Annotated in this window: 27 protein-coding genes and 1 tRNA gene; 9 read left to right on the forward strand and 19 right to left on the reverse strand. The window is 61.1% G+C overall.

What is annotated here, in order from left to right; genetic code table 11:
• Window positions 1-78: 78 nt before the first annotated feature.
• Window positions 79-897: an inositol-phosphate phosphatase gene (suhB, locus tag MFF34_RS04215; protein ID WP_027595538.1), complete on the forward strand. Its 819-nt coding sequence runs from the start codon at window positions 79-81 to the stop codon at window positions 895-897.
• A 123-nt stretch (window positions 898-1,020) separates the two neighbouring features.
• Here the strand turns inward: suhB and MFF34_RS04220 are convergent, their stop codons facing one another.
• Complete coding sequence (locus tag MFF34_RS04220) at window positions 1,021-1,614, reverse strand: acyl-homoserine-lactone synthase (RefSeq protein ID WP_099428370.1); 594 nt, start codon at window positions 1,612-1,614, stop codon at window positions 1,021-1,023.
• A 138-nt stretch (window positions 1,615-1,752) separates the two neighbouring features.
• On the opposite strand from MFF34_RS04220, the gene MFF34_RS04225 reads away from it, so the two are divergent.
• Complete coding sequence (locus MFF34_RS04225; RefSeq protein ID WP_027595536.1) at window positions 1,753-1,983, forward strand: hypothetical protein; 231 nt, start codon at window positions 1,753-1,755, stop codon at window positions 1,981-1,983.
• 3 nt (window positions 1,984-1,986) lie between these two features.
• On the opposite strand, the gene MFF34_RS04230 is transcribed toward MFF34_RS04225, so the two are convergent.
• Entirely contained in the window at window positions 1,987-2,703 is a 717-nt protein-coding gene (locus tag MFF34_RS04230; RefSeq protein WP_099452959.1) for a LuxR family transcriptional regulator, read from the reverse strand.
• Between the two features lie 351 nt (window positions 2,704-3,054).
• On the opposite strand from MFF34_RS04230, the gene MFF34_RS04235 reads away from it, so the two are divergent.
• Window positions 3,055-4,479: a class I adenylate-forming enzyme family protein gene (locus MFF34_RS04235; RefSeq protein WP_238210460.1), complete on the forward strand. Its 1,425-nt coding sequence runs from the start codon at window positions 3,055-3,057 to the stop codon at window positions 4,477-4,479.
• 165 nt (window positions 4,480-4,644) lie between these two features.
• On the opposite strand, the gene MFF34_RS04240 is transcribed toward MFF34_RS04235, so the two are convergent.
• The 6 genes from MFF34_RS04240 to queA form a co-directional block, all read right to left on the reverse strand.
• Complete coding sequence (locus MFF34_RS04240) at window positions 4,645-5,193, reverse strand: glycine zipper 2TM domain-containing protein (RefSeq protein WP_027595533.1); 549 nt, start codon at window positions 5,191-5,193, stop codon at window positions 4,645-4,647.
• Between the two features lie 119 nt (window positions 5,194-5,312).
• Window positions 5,313-6,221, reverse strand: a complete 909-nt coding sequence (gene secF, locus MFF34_RS04245) for a protein translocase subunit SecF (protein WP_238210462.1) — start codon at window positions 6,219-6,221, stop codon at window positions 5,313-5,315.
• A 10-nt stretch (window positions 6,222-6,231) separates the two neighbouring features.
• Window positions 6,232-8,094 (reverse strand): protein translocase subunit SecD, encoded by a 1,863-nt coding sequence (gene secD / locus MFF34_RS04250; protein WP_027595531.1) that lies wholly within the window; start codon window positions 8,092-8,094, stop codon window positions 6,232-6,234.
• Window positions 8,095-8,158: 64 nt separating this feature from the next.
• Window positions 8,159-8,494: a preprotein translocase subunit YajC gene (gene yajC, locus MFF34_RS04255; protein ID WP_027595530.1), complete on the reverse strand. Its 336-nt coding sequence runs from the start codon at window positions 8,492-8,494 to the stop codon at window positions 8,159-8,161.
• Between the two features lie 42 nt (window positions 8,495-8,536).
• Window positions 8,537-9,652 (reverse strand): tRNA guanosine(34) transglycosylase Tgt, encoded by a 1,116-nt coding sequence (gene tgt / locus MFF34_RS04260; protein WP_077068621.1) that lies wholly within the window; start codon window positions 9,650-9,652, stop codon window positions 8,537-8,539.
• Window positions 9,653-9,666: 14 nt separating this feature from the next.
• Entirely contained in the window at window positions 9,667-10,716 is a 1,050-nt protein-coding gene (gene queA, locus MFF34_RS04265; protein ID WP_085272637.1) for a tRNA preQ1(34) S-adenosylmethionine ribosyltransferase-isomerase QueA, read from the reverse strand.
• A 106-nt stretch (window positions 10,717-10,822) separates the two neighbouring features.
• Here queA and MFF34_RS04270 point away from each other — a divergent pair.
• A tRNA-Leu gene (locus tag MFF34_RS04270) sits at window positions 10,823-10,907 on the forward strand.
• A 255-nt stretch (window positions 10,908-11,162) separates the two neighbouring features.
• On the opposite strand, the gene MFF34_RS04275 is transcribed toward MFF34_RS04270, so the two are convergent.
• Window positions 11,163-11,585 (reverse strand): VOC family protein, encoded by a 423-nt coding sequence (locus tag MFF34_RS04275; RefSeq protein ID WP_186675535.1) that lies wholly within the window; start codon window positions 11,583-11,585, stop codon window positions 11,163-11,165.
• Window positions 11,586-11,646: 61 nt separating this feature from the next.
• Complete coding sequence (locus MFF34_RS04280; RefSeq protein WP_238210472.1) at window positions 11,647-12,978, reverse strand: Fic family protein; 1,332 nt, start codon at window positions 12,976-12,978, stop codon at window positions 11,647-11,649.
• 345 nt (window positions 12,979-13,323) lie between these two features.
• Here MFF34_RS04280 and MFF34_RS04285 point away from each other — a divergent pair, with 345 nt between their 5' ends.
• Both MFF34_RS04285 and MFF34_RS04290 read left to right on the forward strand, forming a co-directional pair.
• Entirely contained in the window at window positions 13,324-13,971 is a 648-nt protein-coding gene (locus MFF34_RS04285) for a serine protease (RefSeq protein ID WP_099455787.1), read from the forward strand.
• 93 nt (window positions 13,972-14,064) lie between these two features.
• Window positions 14,065-14,544, forward strand: coding sequence for a GNAT family N-acetyltransferase (locus MFF34_RS04290; RefSeq protein ID WP_238210474.1), 480 nt, complete (start codon window positions 14,065-14,067; stop codon window positions 14,542-14,544).
• 10 nt (window positions 14,545-14,554) lie between these two features.
• On the opposite strand, the gene MFF34_RS04295 is transcribed toward MFF34_RS04290, so the two are convergent.
• Entirely contained in the window at window positions 14,555-14,851 is a 297-nt protein-coding gene (locus MFF34_RS04295; protein ID WP_027595525.1) for an addiction module antidote protein, read from the reverse strand.
• Window positions 14,848-15,141, reverse strand: a complete 294-nt coding sequence (locus MFF34_RS04300) for a type II toxin-antitoxin system RelE/ParE family toxin (RefSeq protein ID WP_238210475.1) — start codon at window positions 15,139-15,141, stop codon at window positions 14,848-14,850. The genes MFF34_RS04295 and MFF34_RS04300 overlap by 4 nt, the downstream gene beginning before the upstream one ends.
• A 222-nt stretch (window positions 15,142-15,363) precedes the next feature.
• On the opposite strand from MFF34_RS04300, the gene MFF34_RS04305 reads away from it, so the two are divergent.
• Complete coding sequence (locus tag MFF34_RS04305) at window positions 15,364-16,254, forward strand: bestrophin family protein (protein ID WP_099428363.1); 891 nt, start codon at window positions 15,364-15,366, stop codon at window positions 16,252-16,254.
• Window positions 16,255-16,283: 29 nt separating this feature from the next.
• On the opposite strand, the gene phnE is transcribed toward MFF34_RS04305, so the two are convergent.
• Genes phnE through MFF34_RS04325 form a run of 4 tightly spaced genes read right to left on the reverse strand, consistent with a single transcriptional unit; the run spans window position 16,284 to window position 19,535 of the window.
• On the reverse strand, window positions 16,284-17,051 hold the full coding sequence (gene phnE, locus MFF34_RS04310) for a phosphonate ABC transporter, permease protein PhnE (RefSeq protein WP_238210477.1): 768 nt from the start codon (window positions 17,049-17,051) through the stop codon (window positions 16,284-16,286).
• Window positions 17,048-17,875, reverse strand: a complete 828-nt coding sequence (locus tag MFF34_RS04315) for an ABC transporter permease (protein WP_099428361.1) — start codon at window positions 17,873-17,875, stop codon at window positions 17,048-17,050. Before MFF34_RS04315 ends, phnE begins: the two co-directional genes overlap by 4 nt.
• The gene (locus MFF34_RS04320) at window positions 17,869-18,669 is read right to left on the reverse strand and encodes a phosphonate ABC transporter ATP-binding protein (protein ID WP_374707378.1); all 801 of its coding nucleotides are present in this window, start codon (window positions 18,667-18,669) and stop codon (window positions 17,869-17,871) included. The genes MFF34_RS04315 and MFF34_RS04320 overlap by 7 nt, the downstream gene beginning before the upstream one ends.
• Window positions 18,670-18,680: 11 nt before the next feature.
• Window positions 18,681-19,535: a putative selenate ABC transporter substrate-binding protein gene (locus tag MFF34_RS04325; protein ID WP_027595519.1), complete on the reverse strand. Its 855-nt coding sequence runs from the start codon at window positions 19,533-19,535 to the stop codon at window positions 18,681-18,683.
• Between the two features lie 127 nt (window positions 19,536-19,662).
• Here MFF34_RS04325 and selD point away from each other — a divergent pair, with 127 nt between their 5' ends.
• The gene (selD, locus tag MFF34_RS04330; protein ID WP_238210481.1) at window positions 19,663-20,697 is read left to right on the forward strand and encodes a selenide, water dikinase SelD; all 1,035 of its coding nucleotides are present in this window, start codon (window positions 19,663-19,665) and stop codon (window positions 20,695-20,697) included.
• A complete protein-coding gene (gene mnmH, locus MFF34_RS04335; protein WP_238210483.1) occupies window positions 20,697-21,809 on the forward strand; it encodes a tRNA 2-selenouridine(34) synthase MnmH in 1,113 nt (370 codons plus the stop codon). Before selD ends, mnmH begins: the two co-directional genes overlap by 1 nt.
• A gap of 123 nt (window positions 21,810-21,932) precedes the next feature.
• Here the strand turns inward: mnmH and MFF34_RS04340 are convergent, their stop codons facing one another.
• The 3 genes from MFF34_RS04340 to MFF34_RS04350 form a co-directional block, all read right to left on the reverse strand.
• Window positions 21,933-22,319, reverse strand: coding sequence for a lysozyme inhibitor LprI family protein (locus MFF34_RS04340; protein WP_027595516.1), 387 nt, complete (start codon window positions 22,317-22,319; stop codon window positions 21,933-21,935).
• Between the two features lie 20 nt (window positions 22,320-22,339).
• Window positions 22,340-22,879: a hypothetical protein gene (locus MFF34_RS04345; RefSeq protein ID WP_027595515.1), complete on the reverse strand. Its 540-nt coding sequence runs from the start codon at window positions 22,877-22,879 to the stop codon at window positions 22,340-22,342.
• Between the two features lie 143 nt (window positions 22,880-23,022).
• Window positions 23,023-23,586, reverse strand: coding sequence for a GNAT family N-acetyltransferase (locus MFF34_RS04350; protein WP_238210490.1), 564 nt, complete (start codon window positions 23,584-23,586; stop codon window positions 23,023-23,025).
• Window positions 23,587-23,668: the final 82 nt, after the last annotated feature.

Raw genomic sequence — 23,668 nt, forward strand, 5'->3', positions numbered from 1 at the left:
AAATGTGACACTTCTGCCGTCAAAGATTTCTGCTAGAATGATCGGCTTTCTTCTTTAACATCTCCAGGTGACCCGCCCATGCAGCCTATGCTGAATATCGCCCTGCGCGCCGCTCGCAGCGCCAGTGAACTGATTTTCCGCTCCATCGAACGCCTGGATAGCATCAAGGTCGATGAGAAAGAGGCCAAGGACTACGTTTCCGAAGTCGATCGCGCCGCCGAGCAGAAAATCGTCGACGCCCTGCGCAAAGCCTACCCGAACCACTCCATCCAGGGTGAAGAGACCGGCATGCACGCGGGCACCGGCGAAGAAGGCAAGGACTACCTGTGGATCATCGATCCGCTGGACGGCACCACCAACTTCCTGCGCGGCATCCCTCACTTCGCCGTCAGCATCGCCTGCAAATACCGTGGTCGCCTCGAGCACGCCGTGGTACTCGACCCGGTTCGCCAGGAAGAATTCACCGCCAGCCGTGGCCGTGGCGCCCAGCTCAATGGCCGTCGCCTGCGCGTCAGCTCGCGCACCAGCCTGGAAGGCGCCCTGCTGGGTACCGGCTTCCCGTTCCGTGACAACCAAATGGCCGACCTGGACAACTACCTGGGCATGTTCCGCGCCCTGACTGGCCAGACCGCCGGCATCCGCCGCGCAGGTTCCGCCAGCCTGGACCTGGCCTACGTCGCCGCCGGCCGCTTCGATGCCTTCTGGGAGTCGGGCCTGGCCGAGTGGGACATGGCTGCAGGCGTACTGCTGATTCAAGAAGCAGGCGGCCTGGTAAGCGACTTCAACGGTGGCCACGACTTCCTCGACAAGGGCCACATCGTCGCCGGCAACATCAAGTGCTTCAAAGCAGTATTGACGGCTATTCAGCCGCACCTGCCAGAGAGCATGAAGCGCTAAGCGCTGGCTGTATTAGAAAAGCACCCCTCGGGGTGCTTTTTTTATGGGCGCTATAAGTGTGCTGTGCATGGCGAGGGTCATACAACTTGATGGCAAGTCAGCGTGAATACACCCGGCGCCTATTCAATGGCAGTTGCTATTGATTGCCGCTTCCAAGGCCGCCGTGGTTTTATCATTCAATTCAATGCGCAGTGCCACCGCGCGTTCAACGCCAATTTGCAATGCCGGCCCGAAACGACTGATATCCAGGCCCAGGCGAATCAACATTTTCTCGACGCCCACCGTGGTCACCGTGACGAACTGCTTCACCTCACAACTGATGGCGTAGTTGACGATGGCATGAATCGCTTGCGTGGTGCCTTGGGAGAAGCCGAACCGGTTGCCGTCCGGCAGCTCGATGGCGAAGCGGCTCAGCTCCCAGATCGCGTCGGAGCACGGCGCCGGGTGCCCATGCAGCAGCTCTGGGAAAGTGTGCGCCAGCATGTTAGGGCCGGTCGTCGGCAGTATGCGCCAGCAGCCACACACATAACCCGCCTCGTCATCGCGGTTGATGATCATGTAATAGGGGTCGAGCGCATCATACCCGTCGATTTCCATGTCATTGATCAGTGGGATGTCCCACATCTTTTTAACCTTGAAAATACGCGCCCGAAGTTTGTGCATCGCATTCAGCGCTTGTGGGTCGATGTTAGTGCGGCGATCAATGGAGATAAGCATAGGGGCAAATACCGGCAGGGGTTGGAGTTGCCGCCCACGGTATATTCACACTGAATAAATAAAATCCTACCTAATTTGGGAGGTGGCCGACGTTACTCGGGCTTGTTAATTTTTCGGCTTTTGCAGGATGGATTCCGGATGAAGCTACTCAATACCTCCGCCGTACGCGAGGTCGCCCATCAAGCCATCAGCCTGCGCCTGGGCCTCAAACAGAGCCAGACCGAGTTCTGGTCGCGCTTTGGCATCAGCCAGGCCTGTGCCAGCCGCATCGAATGCACCAGCCAAGTGCCTGCGCCGGTGTACATTCTGCTGCGCCTGTACCTTAGCGGCCGGCTCGAGGAGAGCGACCTGGCCCAACGCCCACAGTGATACTCAGGGCGTGATCGACTTCTGCTGGATGGCCTTGAGCACCGCCATCTGGCGTGAGCTGACCTGGAACTTGCGGCGGATGTTCTTGAAGTGGAAGTCGATGGCCGAGGTCGTGCACGACAAGATCATCGAGATTTCCCAGGTAGTCTTGCCCGCCGCGCTCCACTGCAGCACCTCTTTCTCCCGGCTGGTCAGGTGCACAGGTTCCGAGCATTCAATGCGCGCCCTGAGCATCCCTTCCATCGCGTAATCGCGCAGCAGGGTTGCCATGGGCAAGGACTGGATCATTGCAGCAGTCGCCTGCTCGCCGCTCTCATCCGGCTTGAGGCACAGCATGCCCGCCTCGCCCCGCGGGCCGTGCAGGGGCAGCGCCAGCCCTTGCTGCAACCCATGCGCAGCGGCTTCTTCGAAGAACTCCGACTCTGAGGGCCCCCGATAGTTTTCGCGGTTCCACAGCAGTGGCCGATTGGCGTTCAGGCAATGCTGAACGACCGGGTCGACTGCCGCGTAAGACTCGGCGTCGTAACGCGTACGCCAGGCATCGGGGTAATCACTGTAGATCAGCACCTGCTGACAAGCGTCCGTGGGGGCAGGTTTGAGGCCGATCAGAAAGTTCGAGTAACCCAGCTTGCGGGTCAGGAGTTTCAGGTGAGCCAGCCAGTCCTCAAAGCGCTCCATTTCGCCGAGTTTCAGCAGCTCATCCATTACCAGTAGGGCCATTCCCTTCCTCGTAGGCACCGTTTGACGGTGGTCTCATGGCGAGACGACACGCGAGGGAATATCGACTCCCTCATTCAGGTGGGTCGATAAGATAGTTACGTGGCACTTTGAAATCAACGTGCGAATTGTGCCCGCCGACGAGTTACCCACCCGACGCAGGCGGTCGAAGACAGTAATAAAACTGCCAGGCGCACCACAACCTCCCTGTTCTGGGAGGTACCAGGCGGCGCGCGCAGCCTATTAACTAGCGTGGCACCAGCCTGCATCCGGCAGGCTGCACCGCTTTGCACATGGACGGCAAGGGAAGACACCTGAAGCTGTAGTTCGGCTGCCCCTCAAGGAGACCCCTGCATGTTCCAGCAACAGTTCTTCAGCATGGTTGCACGCCATCGCGACCACCCGGCGATCGTCGACAGCCATGGCAAGACCCGCAGCTACGGCGAACTGCTGCATGACATCGATCAATTGCGCGCCAGGCTGCACGCCGCAGGCCTGCGCGAAGGCGACGTGGTTGCCACCCAACTGGGCAACAGTAGCGGTTATGTCGCTCTGTTGTTCGCCATGGCCAGCCTGGGGCTGATTCATTGCCCTGTAAGCGTGGCCAGCAGCATCCACCAGCGCGCCATGCGCCTGGGCCAGGTCGGTGCCGCCCTGCTGGTGACCGAAGCCGGCATCGTGCCGGCGGGCCTGGGCATCCCTGGCTTTACCCTGCACTCGCCGACACCCGTCAACCTCAAGACACCCGCCTGGCGTGACTGCGCCGGTTTGATGCGCATGCAGGAAACATCCGGCAGCACCGGTGCTCCCAAACTTGCACTGTGGCGCCAGGACAGGCTGTACCGGGAAATCATGCACTGGGTCGATAGCGCCGGCCTCGATGCCAGCGCCCGTTACCTGAGCATCCACACCCTCGATGGCGGGCATGCGGTGGACCTGCATGTGTTCCCGGCCTTGCTGACCGGCGCCACGCTGTACCTGGGTGATGCCACCCAGGTCGAGAACACCCTGCAAACCCTGCACGAACAACGCATCAGCGTGATGAGCGCGTTGCCGTCACAGTACCTGGCGTTGGCCCAGGCCGCGCAAAGCCGCGGCATTCGCCTGCCAGCACTGAGCAAACCGTTCTGTGGTGGGGCCTACCTGGATGACCATGTGGTGCTGGAGTGCGAACGCCACTTAGGTGTGCACCTGAAGCGGATCTATGGTTCGACGGAATTTGGCATGGTCCTGGCCAACTTCGCGCCTGGGCTGCAAGTGGGTTGCGGCATGCGCCCGGTGGGTGATGTCGAGGTCACATTGAAAGCGTTGGATCCTGCGCAACCGGAGGTCGGCGAAATCATCGCGCGCTCCGCACACCGCGGCTCGGGGTACTTCCCACCTCCCCCCATTCCCTGCGAGGACCAAGCCTACGCCACCGGCGATATCGCCCGGCGCCTGGCCGACGGCAGCCTGATGCCCATGGGGCGTGCAACCGATGCCCTGCTGACGAAACAAGGTACCCAATTCGCACCGGCCCTCGAAGCGCAGATTGCACAGGCCATGAAATTCGAACGGGTGGTGATACTGGTCGACGAGCAGGATCGTCGACGCGCCAAGGTGGTGGTGCAAGCCAACATCGCTGACGCCCAGGAGCGGTTGAATGAGCTGAGCGGGGGGCTGGACCGACTGGGGATCAATGCCAACGTCACAGTACTCGAGCGAATACCCTTGACCCCCACCGGCAAGCCGGACCGCGTCAGGCTTCGCAAGCTGCTAGCCGCTCACCCAGTGATGTAGAAGCAGCCTTGTGCTGCGAAGAAGAAACCAACTGTAGGAGCAGCCTTGTGCTGCGAAGAGGCCGGTGAAAGCACAGTAGGTCTAGGGTGTTTTCACCGGCCTCTTCGCAGCACAAGGCTGCTCCTACAAGGGATTTCAGATACAACGGATTTCAGCAGATGGCGATCACTGCCCGGCCTGATTCTCGCTGAGGATCAACTTGCCATTCTTGTCCACGGGAATGGTCGAGCCAGGCTCGTGGTCCATCTTCACCTGCCCCACCTGATCACCAATGGTGTACTTCACGTTGTACCCAACGACCTTGTCGCTGATGTCGTGGACTGTGTTGCAGCGGGTTTGCGTCGTGGTGTAGGTATCACGCTCTTGCATGCCTTCCTGCACCTTGTTACCGGCATAACCACCACCGACCGCACCGGCTACGGTGGCGATCTTCTTGCCGGTACCGCCGCCGATCTGGTTACCCAGCAGGCCGCCGGCCAACGCACCCACCACCGTACCTGCGATCTGATGCTGGTCTTTGACCGGCGCCTGACGCGTCACGGTGACGTCCTTGCAGACTTCACGCGGCGTTTTCACCTGCTGCTTGATTGGCTGCACGTCGGTGACCTGGGCGTACTCAGGCCCTTTGTTCACCAAGCTGTAGGTCGCCACAGCACCTCCGGCAGTTACACCGACAGCACCCAGCACCGCACCCACCAGCATTGATTTATTCACGTGAACCTCCTGATCATACCCGCGGGACTTGGCCCGCCTTCTCCCTGCCTTGGAGCAAAAAAAAAGGCGCGAGTTCAATACTCGCGCCTCTTGATTCGCCAAACGGCGTAGGAAAGCCCTTACGGACGCTCGTCCACACCCTCAGCCTTGGCTGGCGGAATCAGGTCTTCACTGTTCAGGTTCAGCCAGATCAATACCACGTTGGCGATGTAGATCGACGAGTAGGTACCGGCCAAGACACCGATGAACAGCGCCAGCGAGAAGCCGAACAGGTTGTCACCGCCAAAGAACAGCAGCGCAGCGATGGCCAGCAAAGTCGACACCGAGGTGGCGATGGTACGCAGCAGGGTCTGGGTGGTCGAGACGTTGATGTTCTCGATCAGCGACGCCTTGCGCATCACGCGGAAGTTCTCACGCACCCGGTCGAATACGACGATGGTGTCGTTGAGCGAGTAACCGATGATCGCCAGCACCGCCGCCAATACCGTCAGGTCGAAGGTAATCTGGAAGAACGACAGAATACCCAGCGTCACCACCACGTCGTGGATCAGCGAGACAATCGCACCCACGGCGAATTTCCACTGGAAGCGGAAGGCCAGGTAGATAAGGATGCCGCCCAGGGCCAGGAGCATGCCCATGCCACCCTGGTCTCGCAGCTCTTCACCCACCTGCGGGCCAACGAACTCGACGCGCTTGAGCGTAGCTGGGTTGTCGCCGCCGGCCTTCTGCAGCGCCTCGGCAACCTTGCTGCCCAGCTGCGGGTCATCGCCCGGCATACGCACCAGCAGGTCGGTGGTAGCGCCGAAGCTCTGCACCACAGCCTCGTGGAAACCGGACTCGACCAGCTCGGCACGTACCGCCTTGAGGTCGGCCGGGCGCTCGTAGGTCAGCTCGATCAGCGTACCGCCGGTGAAGTCCAAGCCGAAGTTCAGGCCCTTCTGCCACCAGCTGAACAACGCCAGGACGGTAAGGAGCACAGTGATGGCGAACGCGACATTGCGCACGCCCATGAAGTTGATGGTTTTCATCGCAGCTCCCTCAAACCCACAGCTTCTTGATGTCACGCCCGCCACAGGTCAGGTTGACCATAGCGCGGGTCACCATGACGGCGGTGAACATCGAGGTGAAAATCCCGAGGGACATGGTGACCGCAAAGCCCTTGACCGGGCCAGTACCCATGGCGAACAGGATGCCGCCGACCAGCAGGCTGGTCAGGTTGGCGTCGATGATCGCGGTATAGGCGCGGTTGAAACCTTCGTGAATGGCGCGCTGCACCGACATGCCGGCTTTGAGCTCCTCACGGATGCGCGAGAAGATCAGCACGTTGGCGTCTACCGCCATACCCATGGTCAACACGATACCGGCAATACCCGGCAGGGTCAGGGTTGCACCCAGCAGCGACATCAGCGCCAGCAGCAGCACCATGTTACCCGCCAGGGCGACGGTGGCGATCACGCCGAAGCCGCGGTAGATGGCGATGATGAACAGCGAGACGAACAGCATGCCCCACAACGACGCATCGATACCCTTGGTGATGTTGTCCGCACCCAGGCTTGGGCCAATGGTACGTTCTTCAGCGAAGTACATCGGCGCGGCCAGACCACCGGCACGCAGCAGCAGCGCCAGCTCGGACGATTCGCCCTGGCCGTTCAGGCCGGTGATACGGAACTGGCTGCCCAGTGGCGACTGGATGGTCGCCAGGCTGATGATCTTTTTCTCTTCCTGGAAGCTCTGTACCGGCACTTCCTTCTCGACGCCGTCGACCGTCTGCTTGACGTAGCGAGTGACGGGCTTCTGCTCGATGAAGATCACCGCCATGCTGCGGCCGACGTTGCTGCGCGTGGCGCGGCTCATCAGCTCGCCGCCGTGGCCATCCAGGCGGATGTTCACTTGCGGACGGCCATGCTCGTCGAAGCTGGCCTGGGCGTCGGTGACCTGGTCACCGGTGATGATCAGGCCACGCTCGACCGGGGCGGAACGGCCGCCCTCACGGAACTCGAAGACCTCGGTGGTCGCCTTGGATGCACCCGGCTCGGCACCGAAGCGGAACTCCAGGTTGGCCGTCTTGCCGAGGATACGCTTGGCTTCGGCAGTGTCCTGCACGCCTGGCAGCTCGACCACGATACGGTTGGCGCCTTGGCGCTGAACCAGCGGCTCGGCCACGCCCAGCTCGTTGACACGGTTGCGGACGGTGGTCAGGTTCTGCTTGATCGAGTATTCGCGGATCTCGGCGACTTTCGCCTGAGTCAGCGCCAGACGCAGCACAGCGAGGTCATTACGCTCGGTGGCGGTCAGGTCGAAATCACTGAAATTCTTGCGGATCAGGGCACGTGCCTGCTCGCGGGTTGCATCGTCAGAGAAGCCCAGCATGATGCCGCCATCCTGCTGAGGCAGGCTGCGGTAGCGGATGCGCTCTTTGCGCAGGAGGGTTTTGACCTCGCCTTCATAGACCTTCATGCGGGCGCTCATGGCCTTGTCCATGTCCACTTCCAACAGGAAGTGCACACCACCGGACAGGTCCAGGCCCAGTTTCATCGGGCTTGCACCCAGGTTGCGCAGCCATTGCGGAGTGGTCTGTGCCAGGTTCAGGGCCACGACGTAATCATCGCCCAGTGCCTTGCGCACTACATCCTTGGCTGGAAGCTGGTCTTCCTGGTTGGTCAGGCGAATCAGCGCGCTGCCCTTCTCACCCAGGCTACCACCCTTGACGGTGATACCGGCATCGGTCAGCGCCTTGGTGACGCGATCGAGGTCGGCCTGGCTTACCTGCAGCGCCGAACTGGCACCACTGACTTGCACCGCCGGGTCATCCGGGTAGAGGTTGGGAGCGGAATAAATAAAACCGATCGCCAGTACCAGCAAGATCAGTGCGTATTTCCACAGAGGGTATTTGTTCAGCATCACGCCGCCCGTTCAAGACGCGGGGCGCGTTGCGCGCCCCGACTGGAAAAATAAAACCGGTAACTCAGATAGCCTTGAGCGTACCTTTTGGCAGGGTCGCGGCGATGGCGCCCTTCTGGAACTTCAGCTCGACGGTGTCGGACACTTCCAGCACCACGAAGTCATCGGTAACTTTGACGATTTTGCCGGCGATGCCGCCGTTGGTGACAACTTCGTCACCTTTCTGCAAGTTGCCCAGCAGGTTCTTCTGCTCTTTGGCGCGCTTGGCCTGTGGACGCCAGATCATCAGGTAGAAGATGACCAGGAAGCCGACCAGGAAGATCCATTCAAAACCGGTACCGGCTGGGCCGGCGGCTGGTGCAGCTGCGTCCGCGTAAGCGGCGGGAATCAGAAAGCTCATGAGGCACTCCATTACTGAATTTTAATATTTTAGTGCTGACAGTCAGCCCAAAGGCGGCACAGGCAGCCCGCGTTTGGCGTAGAAGGCGTCGACAAAGGCGGCCAATTTACCCTGTTGAATAGCCTCGCGTAAACCGGCCATCAAGCGCTGGTAATGGCGCAAGTTGTGGATGGTATTCAGCATGCTGCTCAACATTTCGCCGCATTTGTCCAAGTGGTGGAGATACGCGCGGGAGAAGTTGGTGCAGGTGTAGCAATCACAGGTCGGATCCAGCGGCGATTCATCGTGGCGATGGAACGCGTTGCGGATCTTGATCACCCCTGTATCGACGAACAGATGGCCGTTGCGCGCGTTACGCGTCGGCATCACGCAGTCGAACATGTCGACGCCGCGGCGCACACCCTCAACGAGATCTTCCGGTTTGCCTACCCCCATAAGGTAACGAGGTTTGTCAGCGGGCATCTGATCTGGCAGGTAATCCAGCACCTTGATCATTTCGTGCTTGGGCTCACCCACCGACAGGCCGCCGATGGCCAGGCCGTCGAAACCGATGTTTTCCAGGCCTTCCAGCGAGCGCATGCGCAGGTCCTGGTACATGCCGCCCTGGACGATGCCGAACAGCGCCGCGGTGTTGTCGGCATGGGCGTTTTTCGAACGCTGGGCCCAACGCAGCGACAGCTCCATGGAGGTGCGCGCTACATCGTGCTCGGCCGGGTATGGCGTGCACTCGTCGAAAATCATCACCACGTCCGAGCCCAGGTCACGCTGAACCTGCATGGACTCTTCAGGGCCCATGAACACCTTGGAGCCGTCGACAGGCGAGGCGAAGGTCACGCCTTCCTCTTTGATCTTGCGCATCGCGCCCAGGCTGAATACCTGGAAGCCACCGGAGTCAGTGAGAATCGGGCCTTTCCATTGCATGAAGTCGTGCAGGCCGTTGTGCTTCTTGATCACCTCGGTACCCGGGCGCAGCCACAGGTGGAAGGTGTTGCCAAGGATCATCTCGGCGCCGATGGCCTCGATGTCACGCGGCAGCATGCCTTTGACCGTGCCATAGGTGCCGACCGGCATGAACGCCGGGGTTTCCACGGTGCCACGGGGGAAGGTGATGCGACCACGACGGGCCTTGCCGTCGGTGGCCAGCAGTTCGAAGGACATTCGACAGATGCGACTCATGCTTGATCCTCGGGCCCGCGTGGCGCCGGATTGCGGGTGATGAACATGGCATCACCGTAACTGAAGAAGCGGTACCCTTCTTGAACCGCCGCCGCATAGGCGGCCATGGTTTCGGGGTAGCCGGCGAAGGCCGAGACCAGCATCAGCAGCGTGGACTCCGGCAGGTGGAAATTGGTGACCAGGGCGTCGACCACATGGAACGGGCGGCCTGGGTAGATGAAAATATCGGTATCGCCGCTGAAGGCCTTGAGCACGCCATCGCGCGCAGCGCTCTCCAGCGAACGCACGCTGGTGGTGCCCACGGCAACCACGCGCCCGCCACGGGCACGGCAGGCTTGGACAGCATCCACCACATCCTGGCTCACTTCGAGCCACTCTTTATGCATGTGGTGGTCTTCGATCTTGTCGACCCGCACCGGCTGGAAGGTGCCCGCGCCGACGTGCAGGGTCACGAAGGCCCGCTCCACGCCCTTGGCGGCGATCTTTTCCAGCAGCGCTTCGTCGAAGTGCAGGCCGGCCGTGGGTGCGGCTACAGCACCGGCACGCTCGGCGTAGACGGTCTGGTAACGCTCACGGTCAGCGCCTTCGTCGGGGCGGTCGATGTAGGGTGGCAGGGGCATGTGCCCGACGCGTTCAAGCAGTGGCAGCACCTCTTCGGTGAAGCGCAGCTCGAACAGCGTGTCGTGGCGCGCGGCCATTTCGGCCTCGCCACCGCCATCGATGAGAATCTGCGCACCGACCTTGGGTGCCTTGCTGGAGCGTACGTGCGCCAGCACCCGATGGCTGTCGAGCACACGTTCGACCAGCACTTCCAGCTTGCCGCCGGAGGCTTTCTGCCCGAACAACCGCGCCGGGATCACCCGGGTGTTGTTGAACACCATCAGGTCGCCGGGGCGCAGATAGTCGAGCAGGTCGGTGAATTGCTGATGTACCAAGGCGCCGCTCGGCCCATCGAGGACCAGCAGACGGCTGCCATGGCGCTCGGCCAAAGGGTGGCGGGCGATCAGGGAATCGGGGAGTTCGAAGGAAAAATCGGCGACGCGCATGATGATGTTCGGTTCGGCAGGGCCGGGAAGTTTAGCCCAATGTGTGAAAATTGACCATGAAACCCGATTGACCGACCAGAAGCACCTCTCTATACTGCGCGCCACTGCCCTGATGGCGGAATTGGTAGACGCGGCGGATTCAAAATCCGTTTTCGAAAGGAGTGGGAGTTCGAGTCTCCCTCGGGGCACCAAAATCCGGAAAAAACCGACCTTATGGTCGGTTTTTTTTCGCCTGGATTTTGGCTGGGGGCGGCATCAGGTACGCGCCATGGTATTGCACTGTGGCTAACAGGTGCATGCCTTCAGATCTGCAGCGCTCTCAAGAACGAGCGCCGCGCGGGCGGCGCTCGATCTCAAATCCACTACTCAAGGTCGCGGCAAGCACGCGCCGTTCTCCACGTCTCGCTCACAGGTGTATCGGGCCAACTGTACAGTGCCTAGAATAATCAGCAGGGTTTGCTGCCAATAGCTTCTGCAAACCGCAGCAAGTAGCCATCAGGATCAAGCACCAGAAAATTGCGCTGCCCGAACAGAAACTCACCGCTGCGGTACCAACGCTCTTCAACTGGGTTTCTAAGCGGATACCCGCCCGCCTCCAGTGCCGTAACCAGCGCTGAAGCGTCTGGGCATTCGATAGACAGGTTAATTCCTCGCCCATAGGGCGGCTCAAGTGGGCCTACCCGCCACGGCGATTCACTGTGCCAGTCCTGCTCCAGCATCAGCTGACTGCCGCCGAAGGACAGGAAGGCGAAATGGTCTTCTGGACGCTCATACTCGACCCTGAAGCCAAGGATGTCGCAGTAGAAGGCAAGGCTTCGCGTAAGGTCGGAAACGATAAGCTCGGGCACAAGGGAATTTAGTTTCAGCATTTATTGACTCCTTTCAATTTTGATCTGAAAACAGACTCGAGCAATGGGTGGCAATGCCCGCTCAACGTGGCCGCCCCGCCTCGATCCAAGCTTGCACCTGCCTCATGCCCAGCCGGTACCGGGCGCAGTTATGCAACGCCAGACTATCCAGTTCAGCCTGCAACAACGGTTCGAACTGCAACTTCTCGTGTTCCGACAACAACAGCCCGGCAACCACTTCGCCTACTGCCTGCCTGTCGCGCACCACAGCATTGATTGCCTCGTTCAGCACCTCTCGAAAGTGCAGACGCACGGGGTCGGGTACACCCATGGCTTCCAGCATGACGCCATACTTTTTGATGGACCTACGATAAACCCAGACGAACAGATCAACTGCCATAGCCATGTCGCGCTGTTCATAAACCCCCATCATGGCGAGTGCATAGTCGTGGGGTGTCACATCCAGGAACGATAATGGCGAGCAGTTGTAGAGCATCAACGGGATATTCGCCGCCAGTCGACTGGTGCGTTTGTTGCCATCCTCGAACGGTTGCAGATAAGCCAGGTTCACCCACAAGAAAAACGCTGCCTCAATAGGGCTCTTGATTTGCCTGGCCTTGTCGAGAATCTGCTCGAACATCTCCTCCAGCAATGTGGGAACCTGGGTGGGGAAATAGGTGGTGCCGCTGATGTTCACCACGGTCTGGCGAATACTGCCCAACGCAGTGCTATCGGCGAGCAGATCCTGCATCAGTAAGGCATGCAAGTTGCGAATCACCGCTGAGTTGAGGCCATACTCCGGTACCGCATCGATCATGAACTCGATGGCAGCCTTATGATTGAGCAGCATCACCGCATCCAGATCGCCATCGGTTATACCGCTTTTGAACAACCGCTCAGTGTCGAGCAGCGAGTAGCGGTTGCCTTCAAGACGCGATGAAGACCAGGAGAGATCGATCAGCAGGGGCTCCAGCACTTTCCGGGCATAGGTGCCGGCAGGCTGCTGCCCCTTCATTCTGCCTTCAACCTCCAGAGTTTCCGCTAGATCAGGAGATAGCCAGGTGGTTTGATTAGGCTGATAGCTATCGACCAGATCTCGCTGATACGTGACGACTTCACGCATAGCCAGTGGAAGAAGCAAGGATTTGCGTAGGTTAATGCTTTCGGAAGACCACGGCAGATCTGAAGCGATAGCTTGTGCGGGCATGCTTTGGAGACGGGGCGCAGATGCGCGTATGAGCCGATATCGGGCGGTACGTCCTTCTCTCTCACGCTGAATCTTCCCCGCCTCCATCAATACATCAAGGTGGCGTTTGACGGTTGACCAGCTGAGCCCCAGAAGCTCGGCAATCTCACGGGAACTCAGGGCTTGCTCGCCTTCCAGCGCACTCAGAATTTTGTTTGGCACAGTCATCGGAACTCCGAATACAGCTCAATAGAGCTCAATATAGCTCAATGCAGCTCAAATACAGCTCAAATACAGCTCAATTGAGCTCATCGCAGCTCACCCCAGCTGAAAAGCGCGCCAAAACTACAGCCTCCAGCCCACCCACCAAATTGACGCCGCACGCCTGACTGTCAGCCCTGCAGCCATGCCGGGAATCTATTGGCCATTACCCTCCCCCCTACTTAAGATGTCACTCGTCGGATATATGCACAAAGTATTGCCAGCATGATGGCTCTTGGCCATATTTGCGCCCCCCATTTCTTCACGACTGTGTGACACATGAAAACAACCGTGCCCTGTCTGGCAGCAATGATGCTGCTGAGTGGGTGCAATGGAGTGCCAACGTCCTACGTCTCCGATCCCGTCTACAACCAGGCTTTCGTGGTCACCTCAGGTGCGCCGCTACCGCTGTTGCTGATGGCCAGCGCCATCCAGTGGAACGAAGACTACGCAGTGACCGCCAAACACACCCCCTTCCTGCGTAACGTGGTCCATGAGGGCCTCGGCGATGTGGTGTTCTTCAAGCACAAGGCCAGCGAGGTGCCGCATTGGCGGCAATACGTACCGGGTGAGTCGGTGACGGCGGTCGGCTTCAACAGCCTGATGATTCCCGTGCAGGGCAAGGGCCATGCGTTGCCGTCGCTGGTGCGCCTTGAAGGTACGCCGGGCAGTGTCTTCTACTCGCTGCACGACGGCCCGATGGTCAAGGGCATGTCGGGCGGGCCAGTGTTCGCCGATGATGGGCAGGTGGTGGGTATCAACATTGCGTTCATCCCTAAGAACGAGATCGATGCGCGCACTCGCCCGGACCTCGCCGATAAAGAGCGTGTCAGCGTGTTCATGTCGTACAGCGAGATAGACAAGGAATGGCGGCGCTTCCAGTACTTGCTGGCACGCAAGGCCAAGCCTCATGCGCCTGCGGCGATCAAGGGGATTGTGGCGGTGGTGGCCAAGCCGTGAGCACTCGGCGGTGATCTGCCACTGAGGCAGTGCTAGCCTGTGAGCGTGGCTTGGCCGCAAACGGCCAGCCAACGCACTGCAAAAGGACCTGCCATGCACCTCAGCCACCGCCCTGTTCAGCCCAGCGACATCCCCGCCATCTGCTGCTTCCCCCAGGGCCCGGACGAACTGTTCTACATGTTCCCCAAAGCCACCTACCCCCTGACACCCGCGCAATTGACCGACGCCATCGCCCAGCGCAACGGCTCTACGGTGGTGGAAGGCGGCGGCATGGTGCTGGGCTTTGCCAACTTCTACAAAGCCGAGCACGGCGGCGTGTGCGCCCTGGGCAACGTGGTGGTGGCGCCAGCTGCCCGCGGCCATGGGGTGGCGAGCTACCTGGTAACCGCCATGATCGAGCTGGCCCGCGAACAGTTTGCGGCGCGAGAGATTTGGGTGTCGTGCTTCAATCACAACACGGCGGGGTTGCTGCTTTATCCACAGCTCGGTTTCGTGCCGTTCGGCATCGAAGAACGCCAAGCGCCGGATGGGAAGCGAGTGGCGTTGGTACAAATGAGGCAGGTACTGGCCTAGCCTGCGAAATCTAATGCGACGACGTATGGGGCTGAACAAAAAGCTCCACGCCTAGGGCACGTATGACTTTAAGCACTGTATCAAAGCGGGGCTTAGCGCCTGGGCTAAGTGCTTTATAGAGACTTTCTCGACCTAACCCACTCTGTGCAGCGATTTGTGTCATTCCCCGTGCCCGAGCGATATGACCGATGGCCCGGATAATCTCATCTGTATCGCCATCGGATAGCACCTGGCTGAGGTATTCGCTGATTGCTGCATCACTGTCAAGCAAGTCGGCGATATCAAAAGGGATCAATTTTTCGCTCATTTCATTTCCTCCACCAGCTTTCTCGCTTTGAGGATATCGGCGGTCTGGGAAGATTTGTCTCCGCCCACCAGCAGAAAAATCACTTTGGCTCCCTTACGCGTGAAATAGACTCGATAACCTGCAGAAACGTCGATGCGAAGCTCACTTACACCGCCCCCAACGCTTTTGTAGTCGCCAAGGTTTCCACTTTCTGCGCGCTCCAATCTACGACCGACTGCAAGCTTGGCTCTCAAGTCTTTCAAGGTGGCTAGCCAAAGGGCAAAGCTCTCCGTTTGTTCAACAGCATACATCAAGGCGCCACCAATAGTATCCTTTTGGATACATTCATGCGAGATAGGGAAGCGGTCTACCTTGCCGTTTCACCTTTGCGAAGAGAACTCAGGAGCGTCTGATACCTCAGTCAGTTTTTTCTTTCAAACACGTCCAAAAAAATGTCTTGCAACATCAGCTGCCGAACCATACCCATCCCTCGACGTCCGATCCTGCATCCCCCGCGTTTCGAGGTACCCCGTGTGAAAGAGATCATCGCCCGCAAGTACCGCTTGGTGGTGAAGACCATCGGTTACATCGGCTGGTCGCTGTTCTGGCTGCTGATCTGGGATGTGCTGGTCACCATCGATTTCATGCTGTTCTTCAACAGCAAGTTCACCCTGCCGTTGATTCCATTGACCTTGCTGGGTTCGGCGCTGGTGGTGCTGGTGAGCTTTCGCAACAGCAGCGCCTACAACCGCTGGTGGGAGGCGCGCACGTTGTGGGGTGCGCTGGTCAACAGTTCGCGCAGTTTTGCCCGGCAGACGCTGACGCTGATCGATGACCCGGATGACGGGCTGAACCCTATCAAGGCCACCTTGCTGCGCCGGCATATCGCCTATGTGAACTGCCTGGCTGCGCACCTCAAGGGCGAGCGCTGCCCGGATGAACTGATAGCGTTCATCCCGCAGGCGGAGTTCGAGCGGCGCAACCGCTCGAACAACTTCGCCAACGACATCCTCAGTGGCTCGGCAGCCCTGCTGGCGCGGGAATACCAAGCCGGGCGCCTGGACAGCATTCGCCTGGCGCGGCTGGAGTCGACCTTGGTGGACCTGTCCAATGCCCAGGGCGGCATGGAGCGGATCGCCAATACGCCGCTGCCCTACCCTTATGTGTATTTTCCGCGGCTGTTCATCACGCTGTTCTGCCTGATCGTGCCGGTGGGGCTGGTCGAGTCGCTGGAGTGGTTCACACCGCTGGCGTCGACAGTGGTGGGGTTCATGTTGCTGGCCATCGAGCGGATCGGCACCGACCTGCAAAGCCCCTTCCGCTTCAGCGAGCACCAGATCCAGATGGACACCATCTGCGAGACGATCGAGCGCAACCTGGAGTCGATGCAACGGGAAGCGCAGCATGGCGAACTGACCACCTGATGTTTGCGCGGGCTGCCCTGCAGCCCCAGTCAGGCGCGCACGTAGCGCTGGCGCAGCACATCACTCAAGGCATCCACCAGCAACACCAGCACCAGCATGGCGATGATCACTGTGCTGGCTTGCGCCTCCTGGAACAGGCTCAAGGTGGTGTAGAGCATCTGCCCCAACCCACCTGCCCCAACAAACCCCAACACGCTGGCCATGCGGATGTTGTTCTCCCAGCGGTACAGGCTGTAAGCCAGCAACTGCGGCCACAGGTTAGGCAAGGTACCAAAGCAGAATGCCGCCACCTGGCTGCCACCCTGCAAGCGAATGGCTGCTGCAGGCTCTGCCGGCGCGTTTTCCAGTGCCTCGGCAAACAAGCGGCCGAGCACGCCGGCGGTGTGTAACGCCAAGGCCAGGGTCCCAGCATTCGGGCCAAGCCCTGCGGCCAGCACAGTGAGCGCCGCCCAGACTAATTCCGGGATGGCCCGCAAGGCATTGAGCAGTACACGCGCCGCAGCCTGTAGCGGCCAGCCGAAGCGGCCCGCCGCCGGTAACGCCAGCAGCATCCCCAGCACCACCGCCAGCAAAGTCCCCAGGCCCGACATCGCCAAGGTCTCCAAGGCGCCATGCCAGACCGCGCGCAAATGCTCGACGGTCACGTCCGGGTGCAGGAATCGCCCCGCGTACTCGCCCATCTGCCCTAGCCCGCCATCACCGACCAGCGCGTGCAGGCCCAGCTCCAGGTAGGCGAACGAGGCCACCACCGCTGCGATGATCACGCCGAGCACCAGCAGGTTGATCGCCCGGTTCATGCCAGCCTTCCTCGCAGAAAGCGGCTGAGCAGGTCAGCCAGCGATACCAGCAACAGAAACGTCAGTAGCATGCTCGCCACCTCCGCGCCGGCAAACATGCGCATCGACAGGTCGATCTGCTGCCCCAACCCGCCAGCGCCGACAAACCCCATCACTACCGAAGCACGCACCGCGCATTCCCAGCGGTACACCGTGTACGACACCACTTCCGACACCGCATTGGGCAGGATGCCGTAGAAAAAGGCCATCAGCCGACCACTGCCGGCCTGCAATAGGGCATGGGCCGGGCGTTGGTCGACCGACTCGAAGATTTCGGCGTAGACCTTGCCGAGCATGCCGCTGTAGGTAATGGCGATGGCCAGCACCCCCGCCGTTGGCCCAAGCCCCACGGCACGCACGAACAGCAAGGCCCAGACGATTTCTGGCACGCTGCGCAGAAAGATCAGCAGCCCGCGTACCGGCAGCCGCAGCACCCGCGACCACCACCCGGCCCGCCCGCCTCGGGAGGCCGCGCGCAACGACAAGGCTCGGCTGGCCAGCAGGCTGGCAGGTACCGCCAGCACCAGCGCCAGGGTCATGCCGGCCGTGGCCACGGCGAGGGTCTGCAAGGTGGCTTCGTACAGCAACTGCAAAAAGGCGGCATCGTGCGCCGGCGGCCAGAATGCCTGGGTGAAGCTGGCGATCTGCTGACGGTTCTCGGCCTGCCACAGCACGCCGGGGTTCAGCTCGCTCAACTGCAGGCCTGGCCATAACACCGCCACAGCAAGCAGGGTCAGCAGCAACCGTGGCAGGGCAGCCGGGTCGCGGGCATGGGCCTTCAGCATCGCGGGATCTGTACCGTCAGCACTGCTGCAGGGCCCTGCAAGGGAGGCGAAGCCAAGTGTTCGTTGGCATAGAGTGCATCGAGCATTTGCGGGCTGACCGCCTCGGCCGGGCTGTCGAACACCACCTGCCCTTCACGAATGCCAATCACCCGTGGAAAGTGCGCCAGCGCCAGTTCGACCGCATGCAGGCTGGCCACCAGCGTTACACCGTTGGCCTGGGCGTGGCGGTTGAGCAATGCCAGGCTGTGGTCGGCCAGCACCGGGTCCATCGCCGAAACGGGCTCATCGGTCAGCAGCAAGTCCGGGCGTTGATACAGCACCCGTGCAATGCCCACCCGTTGCAGTTGGCCGCCAGACAGTTGCCCGCACTGGACGAACAGTTTGTCAGCCAGCCCCAGCTCGGCCAATGCCTGGCGCACGCCTGGCACATCGGTCGGGTACAGCAGATTGAACAAGCCACGCACGATACCCCACTGCCCCAATCGCCCCGCCAGCACTGCGGTCACAACCCGCTGGCGCGGCGGCAAGGGCGGCGCCTGATGCACCAAGCCCACCCGTGCCCGCAAGCGCTGACGCGCCCTGCCAGACAACTGCCAGGGCTGTTCACCGAACAGCGCCAGGCGCCCGGCACTGGGCTGGATAGCAGTGGCCATCAGGTGCAGCAGGCTGGACTTGCCAGCGCCAGAGGGGCCGATGATCGCGACCCGCTCGCCCTGCTCCACGCGCAGGTTTATCGCGTCGAGCGCGCGGACCTGGCCATGCTGCAGGCTGGCATCGTGCAGATGAATTGCCACCGGAGCGGACGTCACTTGAGCAGGCCGGCCTCACGCGCGGCTTGTTCGGTGCCCTGGTAGTTCTCAGGCTTGGTCTCGATAAAGCGGCTGGCAGCCTGCAGGTCGAGGATCGCCTTGTGCTCGGGGTTGGCCGGGTCCAAGTCGAGGAACGCCTGTTTGATCTTCGCCTTGAGTGCCGGCGCCATGTTGCCGCGCACGGTCCAGTTGTAGTCGTAGTAGGTCGGGGTAGTGGCGAACACCTTCACCTTGCTGGTATCGACCTTGCCGGCGTCCACCAACTTTTGCCAGACGCTGGCATTGAGCACCCCGCCATCGACCTTGCCGGCCTGCACCCAGGCTGCGGTGGCGTCGTGGGCGCCGGAGTAGGCCACACGGCTGAAGTAGTCCTCAGGCTTGATGTTGTTTTCTTTGAGCATGAAGTAACGCGGCATCAGGCTGCCCGAGGTGGACGAGATGGAGCCGAAGGCGAACGACTTGCCCTTGAGGTCGGCCAGGCTTTTCACATTGGGGTTGGCGGTGATGAACTTGGACGTGAATTGCGCGTCCTGCTCACGCTGCACCAGCGGCGTGGCGTTCGGGTCTTTCAAGTGCACCTGAACAAAGGTGAACCCCCCCAGCCACGCCAGGTCGAGGCGGTCGGAGGCCAGCGACTCGACCACCGCCGGGTAGTCGGCGACCGGCACGAACTTCACCTCCATGCCCAGCTGCTTGGCCAGGTACTCCCCCAACGGCTTGAATTTACGCTGTAGTTCCGTGGGCGCTTCGTCGGGGATAGCACTGACCCGAAGGGTTTCAGCAGCTTGGGCGACAACGGCACAGCAGGACAGCACGAGGCCGGCGGCGAGCGCCAGAGGGCGTTTGAGCATGGGCAATCTCCGGGTCATTGGCAGCTAAAGGGTCGGCAGCCGTGCCGACCGTGAAAAGTATAAGTGCCCATGGCGCAATGGCCAGCTTTGCTACAATCGCGCAACAATTTGATCTGCTGAGGTATGTATGAGCGAGCCAATCCGCCTGACCCAGTACAGCCATGGTGCCGGTTGTGGCTGCAAGATCTCCCCCAAGGTACTGGACGTAATCCTTGCCGAAAGCGGCGTCCAGGCCCTGGACCCGAACCTCTGGGTCGGCAATGCTTCGCGCGACGACGCTGCCGTGTACGCCCTGGACGAAGAGCGCGGCGTGGTCTCGACCACCGACTTCTTCATGCCGATCGTCGATGACCCGTATGACTTCGGCCGCATCGCCGCCACCAACGCCATCAGTGACATCTACGCCATGGGCGGCGACCCGTTGATGGCCATCGCCATCCTCGGCTGGCCGGTCAACGTGCTGCCGCCGGAAGTCGCCCGCGAAGTGATCCGCGGCGGGCGTGCGGTCTGCGCCGAAGCTGGCATCCCGCTGGCCGGCGGCCACTCCATCGACGCCCCGGAGCCGATCTTCGGCCTGGCCGTCACTGGCGTGGTCAGCAAGCGCCATCTCAAGCGCAACGACACCGCCACCGCCGGTTGCCGCCTGTACCTGACCAAACCGCTGGGCATCGGCATCCTCACCACCGCCGAGAAAAAGGCCAAGCTGCGCGCGCAGGACCAAGGCCTGGCGCGCGACTGGATGTGCACCCTCAACACCCCCGGCAGCCGCTTCGGCAAGCTCGAAGGTGTGAGGGCGATGACCGACGTCACCGGCTTCGGCCTGTTGGGCCACCTGGTGGAGCTGGCCGAAGGCAGCGGCCTCACCGCGCACCTGGACTACGCCGCAGTACCGCGCCTGCCAAGTGTCGAGCACTACCTGGCCGAGGGCTGCATCCCGGGCGGCACCTTGCGCAATTACGAAAGCTACGGCCACAAGATCGGCGCCCTGAGCGATGAGCAGAAGCACCTGCTGTGCGACCCGCAGACCAGCGGCGGCCTGCTGGTGGCGGTCAGCCCTGAGGGTGAAGCGCAGTTTCTGGCCGTGGCGGCCGAACTGGGCCTGCAACTGTCGCCCATCGGCACGCTGGGTGAGCGACAGAGCAACGCGGTCGAGGTGATCTGATGCGTCCCGACTGTACTGATTTTCGCCCGCTATTTTTGAACGACGTGCCGATGATGGACATGCGCGCGCCCATCGAATTCGCCAAAGGCGCCTTCCCGGGCGTCGTCAACCTGCCGCTGATGAACGACCAGGAGCGGCAGAAGGTCGGCACCTGCTACAAACAGCAAGGCCAGGCCGCCGCCATCACGCTTGGCCACCAACTGGTCAGTGGCGCGATCAAGCGCGACCGCCTGCATGCCTGGGCCAGCTTCGCCAAGGCGCATCCTGAGGGCTACCTGTATTGTTTCCGCGGTGGCCTGCGTTCGTTGATCGTTCAACAGTGGCTGCGCGAGGAAGCAGGCATCGACTACCCGCGGGTCAAAGGCGGCTACAAAGCGATGCGCACCTTCCTGCTGGACACCACTGAGCAGGCCGTGGCGCAGTGCGATTTCGTTTTGATTGGCGGCCTCACCGGCACCGGCAAGACGGAGGTATTGCACCAGTTGAGCAATGGGCTGGACCTTGAAGGCCATGCCAACCACCGTGGCTCCAGCTTCGGCAAGCGTGCCACCGCGCAACCCGCGCAAATCGGCTTCGAAAACAAGCTGGCCATCGATGTGCTGAAAAAGCGCGCGCGTGGCATCGAGCAGTTCGTGCTCGAAGATGAAGGCCGTATCGTCGGCAGCTGCACCGTGCCGCTGGCGTTGTACCAAGGCATGCAGCAGTACCCGTTGGTATGGCTGGAGGACAGTTTCGAGCAGCGTGTTGAACGTATCCTGCGCGATTACGTGGTCAACCTGAGCGCAGAGTTCGTCGATGTGCACGGCGACGAAGAGGGCCGCCGACTGTTTGCCGAACGCATGCTGTCGAGCATGGCCAATATCCACAAGCGCCTGGGTGGTGAACGCTGCCAACGCTTGTCCGCCATCCTGCAACAAGCCCTGGATGAGCAACAGCGCAGCGGCGCGGTGGAGCTGCACCGGGGCTGGATCGAAGGGTTGCTGAGGGAGTATTACGACCCGATGTATGCCTATCAGCGCGATGCCAAGGCTGAGCGTATCGAGTTTGCAGGGGATGCCGTGGAGGTGCGCGAATACCTCAAGGCCCGCGCGCGGCGCGAACCGCGCAAATAAAACCGGGGCCGCTTCGCGCCCCATCGCCGGCAAGCCAGCTCCCACCCGAACTATGTAGCCTCCAAGGCTAGCGCCGCATCTGTGGGAGCCGGCTTGCCGGCGATTGGGCCGGAACAGGCAACCTCACTGCCCCGGGCTGAGTACTCGCTCAAGCTCGGCCGCCCGGTCCCGGGTCATGTCCATCACGCACACGCCGCCTTCCAGCTGCGCCAGGGTCCCGCCACTGGCCTGTACGTGGAACGTGCAGTTGTCATCACGGTAGGCGATCCACTTGCGCTGTACCTCGCGCAGGCGTTTCTGCTGCCCTGCCTCCAGTTTGCCCATCAACTGTTTGTACACCCGGTTCAGGCGCTGGTCCTGCAACTGGGTCTCGGCCTGGATGCAACTGCTCATGGCCACTGTGCTGGACGCCTTGTCCATGCATTGGCCATAGCTCGGCGAATTTTCTTCGGCCATGGCCAGCGGCAGCACACACGCCAGCGCCAGGCCCGTCAGGTGATACCTGTTCATGAATATTCCCCCTGTGGATATCAAAATGTCTGTGGCTGTTCCGGCGGCATCAGCACCTTGTTCGGCTCGAAACGCAACGACGGCATCTGCGTCGCGGCATACAACGCGACACCCAACGCCGCTATCAAGGCCACATCGAGCCAGCGCCATCCGGGCATGTCGTCGGCGCTGCGGGCCTTCCAGCAATGCCAGGCCTGGCCCGCGCAAAACACCACCATCGCAATGAGCCATAGATAAAAGCCTGCACCAAAACCGGTGCGGTCATGAAACGCGTAGCTTTGGCTGTCTGGCAGGCGGTCGATTCCGAAACTGCTGGCCGCCAGATACAACGCCGCCACACCGCACGCCAAGGCCAACCGACGGAAACGTCGATGGGCAAGAATCGCCACGGCCAGCAGCGGATTGGCAAACCATTGATACAACCCGAAGGGCATGCCCCATGGCCCGTACAGCAACATTTGCAGGGCGGGCATGTGGCGGTCGCCACTCATCAGCACGCCATCGAAAAACAGCGCGAGCAGGTACAGGAACAGGCTGATGCTCAGGTAGAAAACGGGCAAAGGGGCACACCTGGGGAAACGGGACAGGCTGCGACCATAACCCAGGCCCTGCCCCGCTTCCAGGCGTTTAGTAAGTGCCGCGCAGGGTCACCACCGGTAGCGTGATGTACAACAGACGATGAAAGTCGAGGTTAGCCATAACACTATGCAACCGGTGGTTCCAGCAGCAGGCCATAGATGCCCGAGTCGGACAGCTCACCGGCCACGCACCAGCGTGCCCGCAGGGTGCCTTCGAGCACGAAGCCCTGGCGTTCGAGCGTGCGTGCCGAGCCTTGGTTGCGCGGGTCGATCTCCCCCTCCAGGCGGCGCATGTGCAGGGTGTGAGCGAGGTAGTCGATGAAGCAGGTCAATGCCTCATCCATGTACCCCCTGCCCTGTACGGCGCTGGCCAGGCAATAGCCGATCTCGCCACGGCGGGATACGTCATCGATGTTGAACAGTTGGACCATGCCGATGAGTTCGCCGTTGTCACGGCGGTACATGCCGAGCTTGAGTTGGTCGCCACTGGCATAGGCTTCACGGTCGGCGGCCAGGGCGCTTTCGGCCTCGGCGAGGTCTTGCCAGGGTGCATGGTGCCAATAACGCATGACCTCGGGGTCGGCCATGATCGCCAGCCATTGCGCGGCATCGCCATGGCGCATCGGGCGCAATTGTAGGCGGGGGCTGTCGAGGCAGAGGTCACTGGGGAAACTGCGGGGTGGGGTCACGCCGGATCTCCTGTCCATTGCTGGGGAGATGACAGTTTAACGTCAAGCGAGGCGGCTGGGGGATGCGTTGGGTTTTATCGTG

It is taken from the genome of Pseudomonas sp. PAGU 2196 (genome assembly GCF_022179005.1).
In the GTDB taxonomy this organism is placed as follows: domain Bacteria; phylum Pseudomonadota; class Gammaproteobacteria; order Pseudomonadales; family Pseudomonadaceae; genus Aquipseudomonas; species Aquipseudomonas kermanshahensis.